19 protein-coding genes and 1 pseudogene are annotated in these 17,806 nt (G+C 68.9%); 11 read left to right on the top strand and 9 right to left on the bottom strand.

Going from position 1 to position 17,806, the window contains the following annotated elements; genetic code table 11:
* From QJS31_RS37080 to QJS31_RS37090, 3 genes are all read left to right on the top strand, one after another.
* Nucleotides 1-269: response regulator transcription factor (locus QJS31_RS37080; RefSeq protein ID WP_306359011.1), on the top strand; the 269-nt coding region annotated here is incomplete at its 5' end.
* Nucleotides 270-589: 320 nt separating this feature from the next.
* Nucleotides 590-1,630 (top strand): hypothetical protein, encoded by a 1,041-nt coding sequence (locus QJS31_RS37085; protein ID WP_306359012.1) that lies wholly within the window; start codon nucleotides 590-592, stop codon nucleotides 1,628-1,630.
* Nucleotides 1,631-1,686: 56 nt separating this feature from the next.
* Nucleotides 1,687-2,019: a hypothetical protein gene (locus QJS31_RS37090; RefSeq protein ID WP_306359013.1), complete on the top strand. Its 333-nt coding sequence runs from the start codon at nucleotides 1,687-1,689 to the stop codon at nucleotides 2,017-2,019.
* An 88-nt stretch (nucleotides 2,020-2,107) separates the two neighbouring features.
* Here QJS31_RS37090 and QJS31_RS37095 read toward each other — a convergent pair whose 3' ends face one another.
* Nucleotides 2,108-2,743, bottom strand: coding sequence for a DUF998 domain-containing protein (locus tag QJS31_RS37095; protein ID WP_306359014.1), 636 nt, complete (start codon nucleotides 2,741-2,743; stop codon nucleotides 2,108-2,110).
* A 437-nt stretch (nucleotides 2,744-3,180) separates the two neighbouring features.
* Between QJS31_RS37095 and QJS31_RS37100 the strand changes: the two genes are divergently transcribed.
* Both QJS31_RS37100 and QJS31_RS37105 read left to right on the top strand, forming a co-directional pair.
* Nucleotides 3,181-4,341 (top strand): colicin D domain-containing protein, encoded by a 1,161-nt coding sequence (locus tag QJS31_RS37100; RefSeq protein WP_282785772.1) that lies wholly within the window; start codon nucleotides 3,181-3,183, stop codon nucleotides 4,339-4,341.
* A gap of 2 nt (nucleotides 4,342-4,343) precedes the next feature.
* Nucleotides 4,344-4,643, top strand: a complete 300-nt coding sequence (locus QJS31_RS37105; protein ID WP_282785773.1) for a colicin immunity domain-containing protein — start codon at nucleotides 4,344-4,346, stop codon at nucleotides 4,641-4,643.
* Nucleotides 4,644-4,748: 105 nt separating this feature from the next.
* Here the strand turns inward: QJS31_RS37105 and QJS31_RS37110 are convergent, their stop codons facing one another.
* Entirely contained in the window at nucleotides 4,749-5,285 is a 537-nt protein-coding gene (locus QJS31_RS37110; protein ID WP_306359015.1) for a hypothetical protein, read from the bottom strand.
* On the bottom strand, nucleotides 5,282-5,608 hold the full coding sequence (locus tag QJS31_RS37115; protein ID WP_306359016.1) for a hypothetical protein: 327 nt from the start codon (nucleotides 5,606-5,608) through the stop codon (nucleotides 5,282-5,284). The genes QJS31_RS37110 and QJS31_RS37115 overlap by 4 nt, the downstream gene beginning before the upstream one ends.
* Before the next feature lie 455 nt (nucleotides 5,609-6,063).
* Here QJS31_RS37115 and QJS31_RS37120 point away from each other — a divergent pair, with 455 nt between their 5' ends.
* Both QJS31_RS37120 and QJS31_RS37125 read left to right on the top strand, forming a co-directional pair.
* A complete protein-coding gene (locus QJS31_RS37120; protein WP_282785776.1) occupies nucleotides 6,064-6,957 on the top strand; it encodes a helix-turn-helix transcriptional regulator in 894 nt (297 codons plus the stop codon).
* A complete protein-coding gene (locus tag QJS31_RS37125) occupies nucleotides 6,954-7,163 on the top strand; it encodes a DUF397 domain-containing protein (RefSeq protein ID WP_306359017.1) in 210 nt (69 codons plus the stop codon). Before QJS31_RS37120 ends, QJS31_RS37125 begins: the two co-directional genes overlap by 4 nt.
* Nucleotides 7,164-7,283: 120 nt before the next feature.
* Here QJS31_RS37125 and QJS31_RS37130 read toward each other — a convergent pair whose 3' ends face one another.
* The gene (locus QJS31_RS37130; protein WP_282785146.1) at nucleotides 7,284-7,841 is read right to left on the bottom strand and encodes a methylated-DNA--[protein]-cysteine S-methyltransferase; all 558 of its coding nucleotides are present in this window, start codon (nucleotides 7,839-7,841) and stop codon (nucleotides 7,284-7,286) included.
* A gap of 67 nt (nucleotides 7,842-7,908) precedes the next feature.
* The gene (locus QJS31_RS37135) at nucleotides 7,909-8,127 is read right to left on the bottom strand and encodes a hypothetical protein (protein ID WP_306359018.1); all 219 of its coding nucleotides are present in this window, start codon (nucleotides 8,125-8,127) and stop codon (nucleotides 7,909-7,911) included.
* A 61-nt stretch (nucleotides 8,128-8,188) separates the two neighbouring features.
* Between QJS31_RS37135 and QJS31_RS37140 the strand changes: the two genes are divergently transcribed.
* Nucleotides 8,189-9,733, top strand: a complete 1,545-nt coding sequence (locus QJS31_RS37140) for a PLP-dependent aminotransferase family protein (RefSeq protein WP_306359019.1) — start codon at nucleotides 8,189-8,191, stop codon at nucleotides 9,731-9,733.
* Between the two features lie 85 nt (nucleotides 9,734-9,818).
* Here the strand turns inward: QJS31_RS37140 and QJS31_RS37145 are convergent, their stop codons facing one another.
* Nucleotides 9,819-11,108, bottom strand: coding sequence for an adenylosuccinate synthase (locus tag QJS31_RS37145; protein WP_282785144.1), 1,290 nt, complete (start codon nucleotides 11,106-11,108; stop codon nucleotides 9,819-9,821).
* Nucleotides 11,109-11,423: 315 nt separating this feature from the next.
* Here QJS31_RS37145 and QJS31_RS37150 point away from each other — a divergent pair, with 315 nt between their 5' ends.
* Together QJS31_RS37150 and QJS31_RS37155 are read left to right on the top strand one after the other, a co-directional pair.
* Entirely contained in the window at nucleotides 11,424-12,020 is a 597-nt protein-coding gene (locus QJS31_RS37150; protein WP_282785143.1) for a hypothetical protein, read from the top strand.
* Between the two features lie 7 nt (nucleotides 12,021-12,027).
* On the top strand, nucleotides 12,028-12,810 hold the full coding sequence (locus QJS31_RS37155; protein WP_282785142.1) for a site-2 protease family protein: 783 nt from the start codon (nucleotides 12,028-12,030) through the stop codon (nucleotides 12,808-12,810).
* Between the two features lie 143 nt (nucleotides 12,811-12,953).
* Here QJS31_RS37155 and QJS31_RS37160 read toward each other — a convergent pair whose 3' ends face one another.
* From QJS31_RS37160 to QJS31_RS37170, 3 genes are all read right to left on the bottom strand, one after another.
* Nucleotides 12,954-14,048 (bottom strand): aromatic acid exporter family protein, encoded by a 1,095-nt coding sequence (locus QJS31_RS37160; protein ID WP_039817972.1) that lies wholly within the window; start codon nucleotides 14,046-14,048, stop codon nucleotides 12,954-12,956.
* Nucleotides 14,049-14,112: 64 nt separating this feature from the next.
* Complete coding sequence (locus QJS31_RS37165; protein ID WP_282785141.1) at nucleotides 14,113-14,568, bottom strand: DUF3151 domain-containing protein; 456 nt, start codon at nucleotides 14,566-14,568, stop codon at nucleotides 14,113-14,115.
* A 50-nt stretch (nucleotides 14,569-14,618) separates the two neighbouring features.
* Nucleotides 14,619-15,368 carry a hypothetical protein gene (locus QJS31_RS37170; protein ID WP_306359020.1) on the bottom strand — a complete coding sequence of 250 codons (750 nt, stop codon included), beginning with the start codon at nucleotides 15,366-15,368 and terminating at the stop codon, nucleotides 14,619-14,621.
* 1,893 nt (nucleotides 15,369-17,261) lie between these two features.
* Between QJS31_RS37170 and QJS31_RS37175 the strand changes: the two are divergent.
* Nucleotides 17,262-17,806 (top strand): annotated as a pseudogene (locus QJS31_RS37175) (hypothetical protein); the annotation flags it as partial.

A 17,806-nucleotide genomic window follows, 5' to 3' on the forward strand; every position in this document is an offset into this window, starting at 1 on the left:
CGAACCGGCTCGCGGCGGCCTGCGGCGGGGCCAGCACGCCCGCGCTGCGGCAGTCGGCGCAACCGCTGCCGCTGACCGCGCGGGAGCGGGAGATCGCCAATCTGGTGGCGGCGGGATTGTCGAACCGGCAGATCGCGGACCGCTTGACGGTGTCGGTGCGGACGGTGGAGGGGCATCTGTACCGCGCCTGCATCAAACTCGATGTCACCGATCGCGAGGCCCTGGCGGAATTGATGCTCGGGTCATCTCCCGGCAAACCTGAGAGCTGACCGGCCCCTCGGGATAATTCAGTCTTCAAGCAGCAGTTTTCCGGTGCACTACCCGAGCAGTTGCGACGCTGTGCGGCATCTCACAACGAGTTGCTATTCATAGCTTTCTTTCAGCTAACATCCCAGCGCAGGTGACCAGCCAGGTTCCCGCCCGATGTCCGCTCCCGAAAGGGGTGCGGGAACCACATTGCCCGTGTCCACGGAGTTCTCCGCTCCGAATGCACGATCAACAGGAAACGAGAACGCTCGCCACGCACGCAGCCGCCACCGCTTCCTGATCGCAACAGAATCAAGACCCTGATGAAGGTGGTGTGTTCGACGTGGCTCGTCGGCATGGACAACTGAAGACCGGCGCGCGCCGCCGCGCACTCGTGGCGGGCGCGATCCCGCTGGCCCTGGCCGTCGGCTGCGCCACCACCGACCAGAACGCCGCGTCCCCGAACACACCGGCCGCCGCCGGTGCGCAGGACGCCACGCCAGCGAACCCCCAGGACGGAACCCCCGGGGGACCGCAGACGGCGCGGACCCCCACCGCGAACCCGCCGAGCGCCGACTCCGGCCGCTCCTCCGGCGACGCCGCACCCCAGCCCGGCCTCGCTGGTGGCACCGCTCCGCGCGCCGCCACCAGCCCGGTCCAGCCCGGCGTCACCGCTCCCGCGACCGACCGCCCGGTCGGCCACACCCCGGGGCCGATCCAGCCGGGTGTCACCACCCCGCCGACGCCCGCACCCGCGCCGAACTACCTCGTGCCCCCGAACTACCGCCCCATCCCGGCACCCGAGGCGGCCCCCGCGATCGACCTGGGCACCCTGCACGCCCCGGTGCCCGTGGAACCGGTGGCCCCCATCGCCCCGCCCCCGCGCACCCTGCGCGTCGGCGCGTTCACCACGCCGGTCCCCGACGACGTCCCCGATGCGGTGCTGAACCCGGTCAACGGCGGCGCGGCCGCCGTCGAGGCGGGCATCGCCACCGGCCTGAACTCGGTGGGCATCCACGCCAGCCGCTCCGACAAGATCGCCGCCGGAACCATCGCGGGCACGGTCGTGGGCGCGGCGGCGGGTGCCGCAGCCGCGGGAATCCCGGCTGCCGTAATCGGCGCGGTACCCGGCGCGGTCATCGGCACCGGCGTGGGCGCGGCCACCGGAGCCGTCATCGGCGGGATCGCGGCGGGCATTCCCAGCGGGGGCGCGGCCTCACCAGCGGGTGCCGGTGCGGGCGCGCTGATCGGTGCCGGTGTCGGCGCGGCGGCCGGTGCCGCCGTCGGCGCGGCGGCCCTCGGCCTTCCGGCCGCGGTCGTCGGCGGCGTCGCCGGTGGTGCGCTCGGTTTCGGCATCGGCAGCGCCTACGGCGCGGTCGTCTGATTCGGCCCCGCCCATCGTCCCCTCGCACCAACGACAAGGGCCACAAAGGAACACGAATGAGAGCAACACTTCGCTCGGTCGCGGTCGCGGCAATGATTGCCGCGGCTGGCCTCCTGAACATGCAGACGTCCGCCGCCACCCCTCCCGTCCCCACACCGGAACCGGGTGGCGTCATCCGGATGGACACCGCCCCGGGCGAGTGGTGGCAGTGCACCGGCTGGAGCCTGCAACCGCCGTTCTTCTACCAGGCCCCGGGCATCATGCAGTTCTCTCTCGGCCCCGAGCCGATCTACCTGCGATTCGCGCCGGGTGCCGATGTCTGGGTCGAATGCGCCGGCACCGGCCTACCGGTCGTCTATTACGGCCCGATCGTCAAGGCTGGTTGGTAATCCCGATGGCGATCAGCTGATCCGCCAGCTCCACGAAAAGGCGTCCGCACCATTGACTTCGGTGCGGACGCCTTTCCGTTCGCTCACCTCACGCGAACTGCGGCTCCCGGATGGCACCCGCCGCGCGGCGGGTGGGCAGGAGGCTGGCGGCCAGCAGGGAGATCCGGCCCCAGGCCAGGAAGGAGACGGCGGCGAAGACCATGCTGACCTGGCCGGGCAGGGCGGCGGGGAGGACCATGAAGGCCAGGGTGATGGCAATCGTGATGGCGGCCATGGCCTTTCGGTCAGCGCGGAGGTAGCGCCGGGTGAGGATGACATTCACGGCCACCAGGGCGAGACCGGAGATGGTCGCTGCGGCCCCGTGCGCCATGCCGTGCCAGGTGAGCGTGTCGGGCTCGCCCATGGGGTAGCCCTTGGCCGGGTCGCAGACGAAGACACCGGCGGCGATCAGGCCCGCACCGAAGACGGCGACAAGACGGGGAATCCAGACCCGGCCGATGCCGTCGGTGAGGGTCCGGCGCAGGCCGAGCGCCCCAAGCACGAAGAGCACGCCGGTGCCGACGAAGTTGGCGATCTGCAACCAGCCGAGGTCACCGAGGGCGAGCTGGCTGATCATGTGCCGACTCAGATCGAAGCCATCACGGGTGAATGCCTGGGCCAGGGCGATGGCGAAGAACACCGGGGTGGCGAGAGCGCCAGCGGTGAGCAGCTTGTCAGTCTTCATCAGATCTTTCTTCGGTAGGTCGGTCGGCGGTATTGCCGTCGAGGTTCCAGACGGACCCGGGAACGGAAATTCATCGGAGCGCCATCTGACGCTGTCCAGATGGAAGGTCAGAGCCAGACGGGTTGGCCGTAGGCGGTGATCTGAGTGGCCTGGTCGTCGCTCGATGCCGACAGGGTGGCGATTGCTCGGATCGAGGTGAGTCCTCCGCTCCCCAACATCCCCAACCCGACCCGTCACCGAACCCGGCCCCGCAACCATCGCCCTCCCCGCAGTCCCCCTCGCCCACACCCCCTCAAACACCAACCCCCTCACCATCGACACCACCCCCGACCAGCGAAGGAGCCAATCCGCCGGGTGGAGGCGGCCACTGGCCCGGCGGCAACGGAGGCGGACTGGAACCGGCACACCCGGACATATCGGGTCCGCCCCCACCGGGGGTGACCCTGGAATGGAACAACGACCACCCTCAGTGGAGCGATGGCAGCCGCGCGATCCCCGATTCGCGGTGGCCCGGCGGCTTCGGCTACCCCAGACCCGACACCTCCCAACCCGACGATGCCCTACCGGTACCCGGTGATGGCCCCGGCGACTCCAACGACAACCAGCACAACCCTGCCCAGGACCACAGCGGCGACAACCCGAGCGGCAACCAAGGCAATGATGGAGAACAGGGCTCCGGGGGGCAGCCAAGCGATGACCAAGGAGGCAACCACCAACCATCCCCGGGCGAAGGACACGGCGAAGGTGCAGACAGCACCGACCCAACCGCCCCACCCGCCGAACCGGACAGCGACAACGAAACCCCCTGGTGGCAAGAGGAACCCGGCTTCTGGGAAGGCCTCGTTCCGGTATACGGATCGCTGCGCTACGCCATCGCATACTTCTCGCAAGGCCGCTGGGGCTGGGGCATCTTCTGGCTCGTCATGGCAGTCCTCGACGTATTCCTGATCAAAGACCTCGCGGTCATCGCATTCAAACTTGTCGTCGGTCTGGGACGACTCCTCAGCGAACCTCTCCTCAAAATCCTGCCCAAACTCGGCGAACTACTGCTCAACGCCATCAAGGCGCTCGGCCGCGCCATCGTTGATCTCGCCAAGGGTCTGGTCGACTTTGCGAAAGCTCTTGGCGGCGCCGTCGCAGCGCTTGGAAAGGTTCTCCTGGATGGCGCCAAGAATATTGGCGGTGCCATCATCGAAGGCGGTAAGAAGATTTGGGACGGAATCAAGGGAATATTTGGTAGACGATCTGGCCCAAGACTCGGCCCCGGAGTTAAAACGATCGACCCTGTACCGCTTCGGGCCACTGATCAGCAACTACAAAAGAAGTTCAAGCATGCAAAAGATTTTGGAGTTGAAGAAAATTGGAACAACAAGACAGCCGCAAAGAACTTCCGAGAAGCGTTGCAATCACACCTCGACGACCCAAATACGCTTCATATAGATGGCTTCTATCATGGAGATCGCGCAATCTTGAACTACAATCCTGAAACCGGTTTGGTTGTCGTCCAGTCGCTGAGTGGCGACTTTATCACCGGCTGGAGGGTCAGCCCTGGTCAGACGGCGAACATCCTCGAAAGAGGAAGGCTGGGAGGAAATTAGAGATGTTTGGTAGAAACTCTGTCGACCGTGCGCTTGCGAATTATGAACGACTCATTGGTGAGTTTGTCTCGGGAGTGATCGACGCGCCGACTTTTGAGTCGAGGTATCTTATGTTATTCAAGAACGAAGCTGCAAAGATTCCATTGAAAGAGTTCGATATCCTCGATGGCCTGTTCGCCGATGTGGATGAATACGTGTCGGATCCAGGCTTGCGAGCCGAGGCGGGGGGGTTAGACGATGAGCAGTTGCGCTCAAGAGCTGCTGCGGCGTACAAAATTCTTTTTCTGGCCAACAAAGAATAGTCGCCGGGCGAGAAATCGATCCCGTGCCAGGTTTGAGGCGGCCATCCGCCGTGACGAGGAAACGCTGGACGTGCAGGTCAAGGCTCATCGGAGCCGCGCCGTGCATCACGCCCGCCATGGCCGCGCCGCGACATCCACGGCATCCCACAAGCCGATGTAGCGCGGCTGCTCGTTGCGGGCCTGTTCCGGAGTCGGGCAGTCGCCGAACGCGACCAACTCGACTCCCGAACGCCCGATGACCCGGATGATGCGCGGCGCTCCCCCGGTCGGCGCGAACGGCTCCCGGAACCACACTGTGGTCAGATCACCGTGCGTGGTGTGGACGAGGCGACGCTGCATGAACCGCATCTCCGACACGCCCCGTGAATGTGCCCACGCCACCAGCAGGCCCATCGCCGCCCACCGCACCGCATCCCAGTAGCGCTGGTCTTCCGGGTGGCTGCGCTCCACCATCTCGAGGTACGGGCGGGGCTGAAACGGACGCACCGGCAGATGTTCTGCGGCAATGGAATTGATCCATACCGGGCCGCCGCGCTCGACGCGGAACGTCACGCGGTCGGGGCCGAGCGCCACCGCGTAGCTCTGGCGGTGGTCCGTGCCGTCGAGCCAGATCAGCCGTCGCTGCTCGGCACCGGTGATCATGACTGCCCCACCCCTGGCGTCTTCAGCGTGAACGCTTCGACCTCATCCGGGGACAGGTCGAGCACCATCGCCGCCGCCTCCGGGGTCAACCCGGCGTCGCGAACCAGCCGGTCCCACAGGATCGCCCGCTTACCGGCAGCGGCGGCGAAGCTGCTGATGGCGGCGCGATGCTCCTCGAACGCCTGCTGCTCATCGACCCCCGAGTCCTTGGCCGTCGATCGATAGTGGCGGGCCGATGCCGCAACGAGCATGCTGCGCGTCCGCTCTACCTCCCGCACGACGGCCCGCGTCGTTTCATGCGGCAGAATGCCTGGTTCGGTCATGCCAGCTCACCGCCCGTCAAGGCCGCCTGCGCGCGAAGCGTGAGAGCGGTATCGATGCGGGGGACCATCTTGCACGCGGTGTCCCGGCGCTTGGGGTGGAGCATGACGGCGTGCTCAGCTTCCAGAACCGACAGGCCCCCTGGGTCAGCCTGGCACAAGTACAGTCTCGCGGTCTTCATGTCACGGCCTCTCGAATCACAAGGCGGGGCAAAGCATTAGGTACCGCCCGGATCGACCTTCATGAGAGGTCCGCTGCGGACGCGGGACCCGCTCGAAGTACGAGCCCTTGCGGCACTTCCGCCGTCCGGACGCATATCAAGCACACACCCGCGCCAGCGGTGGCACAATACGCATGGTGAATATTCACCGGAAGAATCTCGTCTTTCCAGCACCGTGCTTGCCGTGAACCAGAAGCTGATTCACCATGAATCAGCACCCGACTCATAGGGGGTTATGTGTCCACCGCAACCGCATCCGACCCCGCGCTGCCCCGCCGACAGCTCGGTACCTACCTACGAGAACTCAGAAACGAGAACGGCCTCACGATCGCCGAAGCCGCGAAGCTCATGCAGTGGACGCCGTCGATGCTCCAGCGACTCGAAACAGCGAAGATCGACGGCCCCCGAGACGCGGACATCCGGGAACTGTGCCGCATCTACGACGCGGACACCGAGAAGACGGAGGCGCTGATCGGCCTCGCCCATCAAGCCAACGAAAAGTCGTGGTGGCACGAGTACGGCGACGTGATCCGACGCGGATTCGACATGTACATAGGGCTGGAGGGCAACGCTGAAGGGCTCCGGATTCACCAGTCGGATCTGGTGCCGGGACTTCTTCAGACCGGCGACTACGCCCGCGCGATCATCAGCTCCGACCGTGCGGTGGGCGACCACGAGGAAACAGCCCGACGAGTACAGCTCCGCCTTCGTCGCCAGAAGTCGATCATGCGCGCGGGTGGCACACGCGTGGACGCGATTATTGGTGAAGCCACCCTTCGGCGCGTAATGGGCAGCAGAAAGGTGATGATCGACCAGCTCCGCCACCTGGACCAGATGTCCACCAAACCCAACATCAGCCTGCGCGTGCTGCCCTTCTCCGCAGGGTGCCCCGCAGGGGAGCCTCTGGGGTCCTTCGTCATACTGGACTTCAGGGACGACGAGAGGGGACGGCCGACGCAACCGACGGTTGTGTATCTCGAAGGCTTCACCGGCGAGTTGTATCTTGAGAAGCGTCCTGTCGTGGCCCGGTTCCAGAAGGCGTTCGAGGACCTTCGGTCCTCGGCGTTGACCATCCAAGACAGCCGGAACTTCCTCCGGCACATCATCAGAGAGCATGAGCGAGCAGCGTGAACATTGACCAGCCGTTGAAGTGGCGAAAGAGCACCAAGAGTGGCTCGCAGGCCGAATGTGTCGAGGTCGCGGAACTGCCGAACGGCGGTATGGCGGTTCGTGACTCGAAGGACCCCAGCGGACCGATGCTGCGCTTCACCGCCGGCGAATGGGACGCCTTCATAGCGGGAGCGGAGCAAGGCGAGTTCAATCGCCGTAATGCCTAGTAGATTTGCCACAGAAACGACGGGGACCCCCAGGCAAACGCTGGGGGTCCCCGTCGTTCTCCAGGGCTCAGGCCGCCCGCTTCGGCTCCATGATTGACCGGGGGATCTGACACCGCGCGGTCAGAACAGGGTCGGCTCTCCGAAGCCCGGAGTGCGCTCGATCTCCAGCAGACGCTGTTTGGTGGTGAGTCCGCCGTGGGCGGAGAATCCGTGCAGCGCGTGGTCGGCGGCGAGCACCCGGTGGCAGGGGATGATGAGCGGAATCGGGTTGCGGCCCATGGCCTGTCCGACCGCCTGGGAGGCATGGGGCATGCCGACGCGGGTGGCGACCTCGCCGTAGCTGAGGGTGTGGCCGGGGGCGATGGCGCGGGTTACGGTGTAGACGGCGCGGTGGAACTCCGGAATCGTGGTGGTGTCCAACGGAATCCAGCGCAGGTCGTCGAGGTCACCGGCGAGGTGGGCCTGGATGCGGGCGATGGCCTTGCCGATGTCGAAGGTGGGTTCGGCGGGCGCGACCGGCTCGCCGCGATAGGGCCGGGTGATGCGGGCCAGCGTGGCCTCCGCACCGTCCTCGGGTAGCTGGAAGCGCAGCACGCCGACGGCGCTCCAGGCGATGGCGCAGGGGCCTATCGCGGTATCGAAGAGCGCCGCGGCGAGCGGACGTTCCGGGTAGGGCATAGTGCCAGTGTGCACAGGGTGACCGACATATCCGTCTCGACCATCAGAGATTCGAGCATGCCAGTTTTTAAGACTGGACTGCCGACTCATGGCGCGTCCGCGCGGCGTTCAGATCGACGAACTGCCGCTGATCGTCATAGTCACCGGCCGACCAGTCCGCCATCGGGGCATGCGGCCGATACCGCGTGAGCAGGCGATCCCAGCGCTCACCGGGGGCGGGGGCGAAGTGGTAGACGAGCCAGCCGAAGCAGCCGACCACCGCGATGGAGAACAGCAACGAGGTCATGGCCCAAGAATGAAGCCAGTTGCACTTGAATCAAATATCCACTACCCGGATACTGGCCTGTATGGCGACACGAGTGATCGGCGCGGCCAGCCTGGCGCGAGACCTGGGACGGTGGCGGCAGGACGAGCCCGGAGCCCGGGGCGCGGAGGGCGACGGCCCGGCCGAGTCCCGGCCCGGCGGCGAGTCCGATACCGCCCGCCGCTCCCCCCGGCCCGCGTATCTGGCGCTGGCCGAAGGGATACGGCTGCTCATCCACGACGGCCGCGCCCCACTCGGCATCGCGCTGCCCAGTGAGCGCGATCTGGCGACCACCCTCGGCGTCAGCCGCACCACCGTCACCTCCGCCTACGCCCTGCTGCGCGAGCACGGCTACCTCATCAGCCGCCAGGGGTCGCGCAGCACCGTGGCGCTGCCGCCGACCGTGGTGCACGACGGCACCAAACCGGCGCGCAGCCTGCTGGCCATGATGGCGCAGCCGGAGCTGCCGACCATCGATATGACCTATGCCGCCATGTCCGCGCCACAGGAGATGAAGGATGCGTATTCCTTTGCCCTGCAAGGACTGCCCACCTACCTGGGCACCCACGGCATGGACCCGGTCGGCATGCTCATGCTGCGCGAGGCCCTGGCCCGCCGCTACACCGAACGCGGGCTGCCCACCGACCCCGAGCAGATCCTGGTCACCCTCGGCGCGCAGCACGGGCTGCGGCTGCTGCTGAACGTGCTGACCACCCCGGCGGAACGGGTGCTCATCGAACACCCCACCTATCCGAACGCCATCGAGGCCATCCGCGATGTGGGGGCGCGTCCGGTGCCGGTGCCGCTGCTGCCCGACGGCTGGGACCTGGACGGAATCCGCAGTGCGGCACGGCAGACCGCCGCCAGCGTGGCGTACCTGGTGCCGGACTTCAACAATCCGACCGGACTGCGGCTGGACGAGGCGGGCCGCACTGAACTGGCAGCCATTGCCCGCGACACCCGGATGACGGTGATCGTCGACGAATCCATGGTGGACCTGGACCTCACCGGCGGCGAGCCGCTGCCGCCCGCGGCCGCCTTCGCCCGCGGCGCGGAGATCGTCACCATCGGCTCGGCGTCCAAGTCCTTCTGGGGCGGCCTGCGTGTCGGCTGGGTGCGCGCCAACCAGTCACTCATCACCAAGCTGCTTGGCACCCGCTCCACGGTCGATCTGGGCACCCCGGTGATGGATCAGCTGGCCACCGTGCATCTGCTCCAGAACGCGGATGCCATTCTCGCGCAACGCCGTGAGCAGTTGCGCTCACGCCGCGCGACACTGTTGGAAGCGCTCGCCGAGGAGCTCCCCGACTGGCGGCCCACCACCGAGGGTGCGGGCGGCATGTCGCTGTGGGTGCAACTGCCCACCCCGGTCTCCACCGCCCTCGCCGCGACCGCCCCCAACCACGGCGTACTACTCGCCGCCGGACCGCGTTTCGGCGTCCAGGGCGCGTTCGAACGTTTCCTCCGCCTCCCCTACACCCAGGAGGAAACGGATCTGCGGCTGGCCGTGAAATCCATTGCCGCGGCCTACTCGGCGTTGACGCCGCACGCCGCCGACCCGCTGGCACCGCTGACCCCGCTCTACTGAACGGCGGCGTAACCCGGATCGCAACAGCGCCCGCCCACCGCGGATGCGGCGGGCGGGCGCTGTGCGGACGTGCGACGCGGCTCGGTCAGCCCAGCACGTCGTGGCGGACGATGGTCTGGTCGCGGCCCGGGCCGACGCCGATGCAGGACACGCGCGCTCCCGAGAGTTCCTCCAGGCGCAGCACGTACGCCTGGGCGTTGGCGGGTAGCTCCTCGAAGGTGCGGGCCCCCGAGATGTCCTCCCACCAGCCGGGCATCTCCTCGTAGATGGGCTTGGCGTGGTGGAATTCGGTCTGGGTGGTGGGCATCTGTTCGACCCGCTCGCCGTCGATCTCGTAGGCCACGCAGATCGGGATGGTGTCCAGGCTGGAGAGCACGTCGAGCTTGGTGAGGAAGTAGTCGGTGATGCCGTTGACGCGGGTGGCGTAGCGGCCGATCACCGCGTCGAACCAGCCGGTGCGGCGGGCGCGGCCGGTGGTCACGCCGACCTCGCCGCCGGTCTTGGCCAGATACGCGCCCGATTCGTCGAACAGCTCGGTCGGGAACGGGCCGGAGCCGACGCGGGTGGTGTACGCCTTGAGGATGCCCAGCACCGCGCCGATCTTGTTCGGGCCGATGCCGGAACCCACCGCCGCGCCGCCGGAGGTCGGGTTGGAGGAGGTGACGTACGGGTAGGTGCCGTGGTCGACGTCCAGCAGCGTGCCCTGCGAACCCTCCAACAGCACGGTCTCGTCGTTCTCCAGCGCCTGGTTGAGCAGCAGCCGGGTATCGGCGATGCGGTGCTTGAAGCCGTCGGCCTGCTCCAGCACCTCGTCCACCACCTGCTGCGGGTCCAGCGCGCGGCGGTTGTAGATCTTCACCAGCACCTGGTTCTTGAATTCCAGTGCGGCCTCGACCTTCTGGGTGAGGATCTTCTCGTCCAGCACGTCGGCGACGCGCACGCCCACCCGCGCCACCTTGTCCTGGTAGCAGGGGCCGATGCCGCGGCCGGTGGTGCCGATCTTCTTGTTGCCGAGGAAACGTTCGGTGACCTTATCGATGGCCACGTGGTAGGGCATGATCAGGTGCGCGTCGGCCGAGAGCAGCAGGCGGGAGGTGTCCACGCCGCGCTCTTCCAGACCGGCCAGCTCCGCCAGCAGTACACCCGGGTCGACGACCACGCCGTTGCCGATGACGTTGGTCACACCGGGGGTGAGAATGCCGGACGGGATCAGATGCAGCGCGAAATTGTCACCGTTGGGAAGTACCACGGTGTGACCGGCATTGTTGCCGCCCTGGTAGCGGACAACCCACTGCACCCTGCCGCCGAGCAGATCGGTTGCTTTGCCTTTGCCCTCGTCGCCCCACTGGGCGCCGATCAGCACGATTGCCGGCATCAGGAGTCTCCTACGGGATCGACACGCAGCGTCGGTGACACTGCAGCTACCCGCCGTCACAAGGCGGTGGCCGGACGCACAGTCTAGTGGATACGGGCATACCCCCAGGTTCCCGCCCCGCCCGCCGTGACGAGGAGCGAAGCGGAGGCAACTGAACAGGACTATGGTGGCATCGGTGCGGACCGGCAGGCGCTCGGTCCGAGACGCGGCGAGGCGAGGCGAATTGTCAGGTCCGAGGAGGGTGTACGGCAGTTGAGTACCCATGTTCTCCGCTGCAACGGTGCACCGGTACCGATCGCATTGGCATCGCTGCCGATGGTGCAGACCGCCGCCATTCCCGATCCCGCCGCCCTGGACGAGATGCTGCCGGTGCTGGCCGCCGACAGCCTGCCCCGCCTGATCGTGCTCGGCGAGGACGCCGGACTGGCCGCCGTGCTCACCCACCTCATGCGCACCGAACGACTCCATGTGGAGATCGGCTACGTGCCCGTGGACCGCACCTACGGCTCACGCGCCTACCAGACCGGCACCGGCAACGCCGCCGCCAAGAAGGCCCTGGAGGGCTCCGCGCGCGAAACCCCGCTCATCCGCGACGACACCGGCAAGGTGCTCATCGGCCGCGCCAGCATCGTGGGCCCGAGCGGTGAGAAGCTGGAGGGCGAAGCGTACGTGGACGACACCCGCCTGTTCACCGGCAAGGCTGCGGCGCTGCACGTTTCGCCCATGCTGGAGATGCCGGGACTGCACGCCACCGTGCAGCGGGGGCTGCGCAAGCGCAAATGGGTGGCCGGTCGCGCCATGCAGTTGGGCACCCGTGGCGCGCTGGTTGTCCGGGACGGCGTGAGCAGCGACAACACCGTGCGGCGATCCACCTTCTACCGGCACCACGAGCCGTGGCTGCTGGTGCGCTAGGAGTGCGATGAACTATCCGCAGTCGGTGGGGCGCAGGTCCGGGTCGGTGCGGCCGAGCCCGGTATTCCTGCTGTTCGTGGGTGTGACCGTGCTGGGCGGGGTGCTGGCCTGGAACGGGGACGCATCGTCGATGCGGGCTCGGCTCGGCGTGTTCATCCTGGTGGTGGCGGGCTGGATCGTATCGGTGTGCCTGCACGAGTTCGGCCACGCGTACACCGCGTGGCGGGCGGGCGACCGCGAGGTCGAACTGCGCGGCTACCTCACCCTGAACCCGTTGAAGTACAGCCACCCGCTGCTGTCCATCGTGTTGCCGCTGATCTTCATCGCCATCGGCGGATTCGCACTGCCCGGCGGTGCGGTGTACGTGCACTCGCACAACTTCAGCCCGCGCACGCAGCGGATTCTCAGTGGTGCCGGCCCCGCGGTGAACCTGGTGTGCGCGGTGGTGCTGCTGCTGGTCATCCGCCTGTTCGGCAGCTCCGATTCGCACGAGGTGTTCTGGTACGGGCTGAGTTTCCTGGCCTTCCTGCAGATCTTCGCGACGGTGCTCAATCTGCTGCCGGTGCCGGGCACCGACGGCTACGGGATTCTGGAGCCCTCACTCAGCTACAAGACGCGCCGCTCGCTCGACCAGATCAAGCCGTACGGCATCCTGCTGCTGGTGGCCATGCTGTTCGTGCCGGAGATCGGCGCGGTGTTCTTCGGCACGGTGCGGACGCTGTTCGAACTCTCCGGCATTCCGGCGGGCTGGGCGGGCAACGGCTTCTCGCTCACCCGCTTCTGGATGTAGGGCGGGCCGCACCACCCCTCGAGGTACGGCCCACGACGAAACCCTAGGAACGGGCGACGATATCCACGCGAGTAGCCGACTACTCGAAGATCAACAGCGACGGCCCCCGGGCGAGTGCGTAGGCCGCGCCCCGGCGGGTGATGTCAATCGACCGGCGTCACATAGGGATTGGCCACGGTGGGCGGCAGCAGGGCGATGGCCGACAGCCGCTTCATGCCGCAGACCTCCATGAGATCGACCACGATCGAACGGAGCTGCGCGAACACCACGTGCGCGGAGATACCCGCGTCGGCCACCAGATCCTTGGTCGCGCCCTTGGCCACGGTGCGCAGCACCCGGGTGGCCTCCGCCGGATCGGGTTGTTCGCCCGGATCTGCGAGCACCATGCGGCGCACCACCTCCACCGCCTCACCGAGCTTCTCCACCTCGGTGACCAGGCGCGGGTCCAGGATCTCGTCGTCACGCACCGAACTCAGGGCGCGGCGCAGCAGTACGCGGGTATTGCGAACGGCATTGTCGAGCGGGTCGGCGGCGGTGCGCAACTGTTCCAGGCGCGGTTTGGCGTTCCAGTACAGCGGGGACAGCCGGATCACCTCCTCGCTGCCCTTCAGGGTGTCGCGCAGGCTGTCGATCTGCGGCTGGGTGCCGCGTACCGCCTGTAACGCCTCCTTCACCTTGGCGGCGTCATGTTCCAGCAGGCCCGCGCCGCAGTCCATCAGACTGGAGTGCATCACCTCGAGGATGTCGGCGGCCTGCTGCCGGGCGCGGCGCACCGGATGCAGCGGAATCGCCGCCACCACAACGATTCCCACCAGACCGCCGACCAGGGCGTCGATCATGCGCAGCGAGCTGCCGCCGGTGTGCGGGGGCAGCAGGGTCGCCACCAGCACCGCGGAACTGGCCGCCTGCGCGGTGATGATGCTGCCGCTGTCGAGGAACACCGCCGCCGTCATGGCGACCGCGACCACCAGGGCGATCTGCCAGACGCCGGTGCCCACCCAGGAGATGAACAGGTCACCGATGCCGATGCCGACCGCGACGCCCACCATGAGTTCCACCGCGCGGCGCATCCGCGCGCCGAAGGAGACGCCGGTGGAGATGATCGCGGCCATCGGCGCGAAGAAGGGCTGCGTATGGCCGATCACATTGTGGGAGATGAACCAGGCCAGCCCGGCGGCCACCGCGCACTGCACGATCGGCAGCCACGAACTGCGCACCCGCTTGGTGGCGTTGCGCAGTTGCGTGGCGCTCGACTCGCGCGCGGTGGTGAGCTTGCCGCCCAGTGCACTGCTCAAATCGGCGTCAGTCCAGGCCGAGTTCGGCCGCGGCCCGCGGGTCGCAGTCTTCGAGGAGGTCCAGGCAGCGGGCGTACTCGTCGGTTTCGCCGATGGCACGGGCGGCGCGGGCGAGAGCGCCGACGGCACGCAGGAAGCCCTGGTTCGGTTCGTGGTTCCACGGCACCGGACCGAAACCCTTCCAGCCGTTGCGGCGCAGCAGGTCCAGGCCGCGGTGGTAGCCGGTGCGGGCGAAGGCGTAGGCGGCGATGACGTCGGCGTTGACCGTGTCACCGTCGGGATCGGTCACCGATTCGCCGCGTTGCAGGGCGTCCTCGGCGAGCTGCGCCCACGCGAGGGAAACCGTCGGATGCGCCGCCGCGACCCGCACCGGGTCCTGGCCGTCGAGCAGCGCCTCCTCCACATCGGAGTTATCCGGGAGTAACACCGGCTGGGGCCCGAGCAGATCACCGAAGGAGGTCATGCCGATCATTGTGCACCGCCGGTCGGATTGCTCAGTAGGCTGACCTCGAATCACCGTTCCGCCAAAGCGAGGGGTAGCGCGTGTCCGACTCGAACGCCGACAAGCAACCACAGGGCCAGGGAACCGACTCCCGCCCGGAGAACACCGGTAGCGGCGCGGGCACATCTGCGGAGCGGAGCGGGGGCGCGCGCGGCGAGGCGGTGGGGAACCTGGGCGGCGCGGACCGGCCCGACCAGGGCGACATCAGCCGGGGCGACGCGGGCGATGGAAGCCGGGCCACCCCAGGCGACGCGGGCCAGGCCGTCCAAGGCAGTTCCGGACAGCGTGGCGAGGGCAGCGCTGACCTCGGTATCGGGGACGATATCGGCCAGGGCATCCGAACCGGTACCGATCCCGGCGCTCGCGACGGCGAACAACCCACGCTGAACGCAGGTCAGCATGGCCAGGCGGATATCGATCAGCACGCGCCGGGCAGCGCCGGGCAGCGTGCTCAGGACAGCGCCGATCGTGGCGGCCGGGACGATGTCGGCCGGGACGTCCGCCCCGATGCCGGTCATGGCGCTCGAGGCGTCGATGGCCGGACCGACGCCCGGCCGGATGGCTCCGACCAGTCCGACCTTCGGACCGAGGCCATGCGGCGCGGCGAAACCCCCGCCGCCGCTGCCGGTTCGACCGCGAGCCCGGGCGGCGACCGAGCTTCCGGTCCAGCACCGGGCCGCCCGCTCGGCGCGGCACCGACCGGTCGCCCCGGCCCGCCGCCCGGCCAGCCCGGCGGCCGCCCGTCCTTCGCCACCATCCACTACGACGAGCCCTCCCGACCCGCCGGTCCCCCACCCCGGTCCGGCGGCCCCGGCATGCGACCGCCCCAGCCGAGCGCCCCCGGCAACGGCCCAGGCGGCCCGCTGCCGGGTGGACCGCGCAACACACCGTCAGGCACCACAGGTGCAGGCTCCCCCGCCGACACCACCATGCAGTACCCCGCCATGCCGTCGGACCACGGCCAGACCCGCCCCGACGCCCCGGGGACCCCGAACCAGCCACCCGCCCCCGGCGGACAACCCGGCCCACGCGACGGCAACCCGAACTTGCGCGGTGGGCAGCCGGACCGGCGGGTCGGACGATCGGACCCGCGCGACGGCAACCCGAACCCGCGTGGCGGGCAGCCGGACCCGCACGGCGGACGACCGGATCGCGTCGGACCGCCCGGCCTGCGTGACGGCGGCCCGAGTTCACGTGGCGGGCAGCAGCTTCCGGTGACCGGACGGCCGGACCCGCGTAGTGGACAACCGGACCCGCGCGACGGGCGACCGCAGCCACCCGGCGGGCAACCCGCCCCGCGTGGCGACAAACCGAATCCGCGCGGCGGGCAACCACAGGCCCCCGGCGGACAATCGGCCCCTCGCGGCGGGCAGTGGAATCCGCGCGGCGGACAACAGGATCCGCGCGGCAGCCACCCCGGCCGCCCACCGCAGTCCGGCAGCCGCCCCGGCATGCGCGATACGGTCCCGGGCGGCCCCGACGCCGTGTCACCGCTCGCCGGAATCGCCCAACCCCTGGTCTCCACGCCGGACCCGCAGCCACACCGCGAGTCGGGACACGGCGACCGGCCCAATCCCGGCGACCGGTCCGATCCACGACGCCCCGACCCGTCCCCGCCGGCCCCTGCCGGAAGCGTTCCGTCCCAGGACGACTCGGCACCGGCCGGGCCGCAGCGCGCATCGGAGCAGGGTTCCGCACCGGGCGACTCCCCGGAGCGTGCGCAGGAGAATTCGTCAGGTGACGCGGGTGCGCGGCCAGGTTCAGCGCAGCCGGGCTCCCCGCGGGACGTCTCCGGACATAGCGATTCCGCACAACGCGGTTCGATGCCGGGCGCTCCCGTACCCGGTGGCCCCGGACAAGGTGGCCCCGGACAAGGTGGCCCCGGCGGTCCCGCACCGCGGGGTCCCCGGGAAACGGTGCGGGGCGACAGCGCACCGAACGAGGCACGCGAACGTGGAACCGCTCCGGGCGGCCCCGGGCAGTACGGCGACTCGCCCGCTGTGGCGGCGCAGGGCACGTCTCGGCCGGGCGTCGATGCGGAAGACGCTCCCACACAGCGTGAATCGATCCGCGGCGGCGCGGGGCAGGCCGGTTCGGCATCGCGAGGCCCCGGTGCGTCGGAAGCGGGCGACAGCGCATCGAACGACGCGCTCCAGCGTGGAGCCGCTCCGGACGGCCCTGTGCGAGACGCTGGCGTCCGTGGTGATTCCGAATCCGACACCCCGACGGAGCGAGTGATGCTGTCGGACGGGTCCGGGCACGCCGAGGGCGGGCGGGATGCGTCCGGGCACGGCGGGCCCAGGAGCGAGAGCCCGACGGTGCGGTTCGCACAGGGTGGTTCACGATCCGGCGCCGAGGCGGGCGGCAACACGAAGGGCGTTGGCGCACAGTCCGGTTCGGCGAGTGCGGCTGCCGACGGTGTGGCGAGCGGACCTGGCGGATCGGCACAGGCCCGGGGCGGCTTCTATGCGGGGGACCCGGCGGGACCGGACAGTTCGGCGCGCGGCACCGGTGGGGTGGGCTCCGGGACCAACGCGGCCGCCGGGGCGGGGGCGGGAGCGCAGGGTGCCACTCGGGACACGGATATTCCGGGACCGGCGGACGTGCCCGCGACGACCCAGCGCGGGGATGTGCGCGTGGATGGCCGAGCGGACGTGACTGAGCACAGCGCGGGCGCGGGTGCGACTGCCGGGGTGGCGGGCGCACCGGGTGGGGTGGCGGGCACACCGACCGAGCCGGGCGTCGAAGGGGCGGTTGCGCAGACTTCCGGCGCTCGCGGTGCGGACTCCGACGAACCCGCCGCGGACGCGACCGGGGAGACGGGACCGGATGCGGAAACCGTTGCCATCCAGCAGGTTCCGGAGGGGGCCGAGGACAAGACCACGGCTATGCCGGTGGTGCCTCGGGAACAGGCGGTGACCGAGAAGATTCAGACGGGGCGGCCGGGACCGCTGAGCAAGCCGAGTACGCCGCGTGGGAATGCGGGGCCGCGGAAGGCGGGGCCGCGGGGGCAGGCGGGGCCGGGGGCGGAGAATCTGGATGAGACGCGGCCGTCGCCGCCGCATCGGCAGCCGCCGGTGCCGCCGCGAAAGGCGAGCGCGCCGTCGCCCGCCGACTTCCAGCCGACCATGCCGGGGCGGCCGTTGAACGCGCCCCGGGCGACCGCTCCGGGTGGGCCGCGGCCACCGCGGCCGGTGGC

Source organism: Nocardia sp. CC213A, from assembly GCF_030766805.1.
GTDB classification, from domain to species: Bacteria; Actinomycetota; Actinomycetes; order Mycobacteriales; family Mycobacteriaceae; genus Nocardia; species Nocardia otitidiscaviarum.

Coding starts and splice junctions, on each gene's coding strand:
- QJS31_RS37090 (WP_306359013.1), top strand. CDS start 1,687: ATGAGAGCAACACTTCGCTCGGTCGCGGTCGCGGCAATGATTGCCGCG.
- QJS31_RS37095 (WP_306359014.1), bottom strand. CDS start 2,743: ATGAAGACTGACAAGCTGCTCACCGCTGGCGCTCTCGCCACCCCGGTG.
- QJS31_RS37105 (WP_282785773.1), top strand. CDS start 4,344: ATGTTTGGTAGAAACTCTGTCGACCGTGCGCTTGCGAATTATGAACGA.
- QJS31_RS37110 (WP_306359015.1), bottom strand. CDS start 5,285: ATGATCACCGGTGCCGAGCAGCGACGGCTGATCTGGCTCGACGGCACG.
- QJS31_RS37115 (WP_306359016.1), bottom strand. CDS start 5,608: ATGACCGAACCAGGCATTCTGCCGCATGAAACGACGCGGGCCGTCGTG.
- QJS31_RS37130 (WP_282785146.1), bottom strand. CDS start 7,841: ATGCCCTACCCGGAACGTCCGCTCGCCGCGGCGCTCTTCGATACCGCG.
- QJS31_RS37135 (WP_306359018.1), bottom strand. CDS start 8,127: ATGACCTCGTTGCTGTTCTCCATCGCGGTGGTCGGCTGCTTCGGCTGG.
- QJS31_RS37140 (WP_306359019.1), top strand. CDS start 8,189: ATGGCGACACGAGTGATCGGCGCGGCCAGCCTGGCGCGAGACCTGGGA.
- QJS31_RS37145 (WP_282785144.1), bottom strand. CDS start 11,108: ATGCCGGCAATCGTGCTGATCGGCGCCCAGTGGGGCGACGAGGGCAAA.
- QJS31_RS37150 (WP_282785143.1), top strand. CDS start 11,424: ATGGTGCAGACCGCCGCCATTCCCGATCCCGCCGCCCTGGACGAGATG.
- QJS31_RS37155 (WP_282785142.1), top strand. CDS start 12,028: ATGAACTATCCGCAGTCGGTGGGGCGCAGGTCCGGGTCGGTGCGGCCG.
- QJS31_RS37165 (WP_282785141.1), bottom strand. CDS start 14,568: ATGACCTCCTTCGGTGATCTGCTCGGGCCCCAGCCGGTGTTACTCCCG.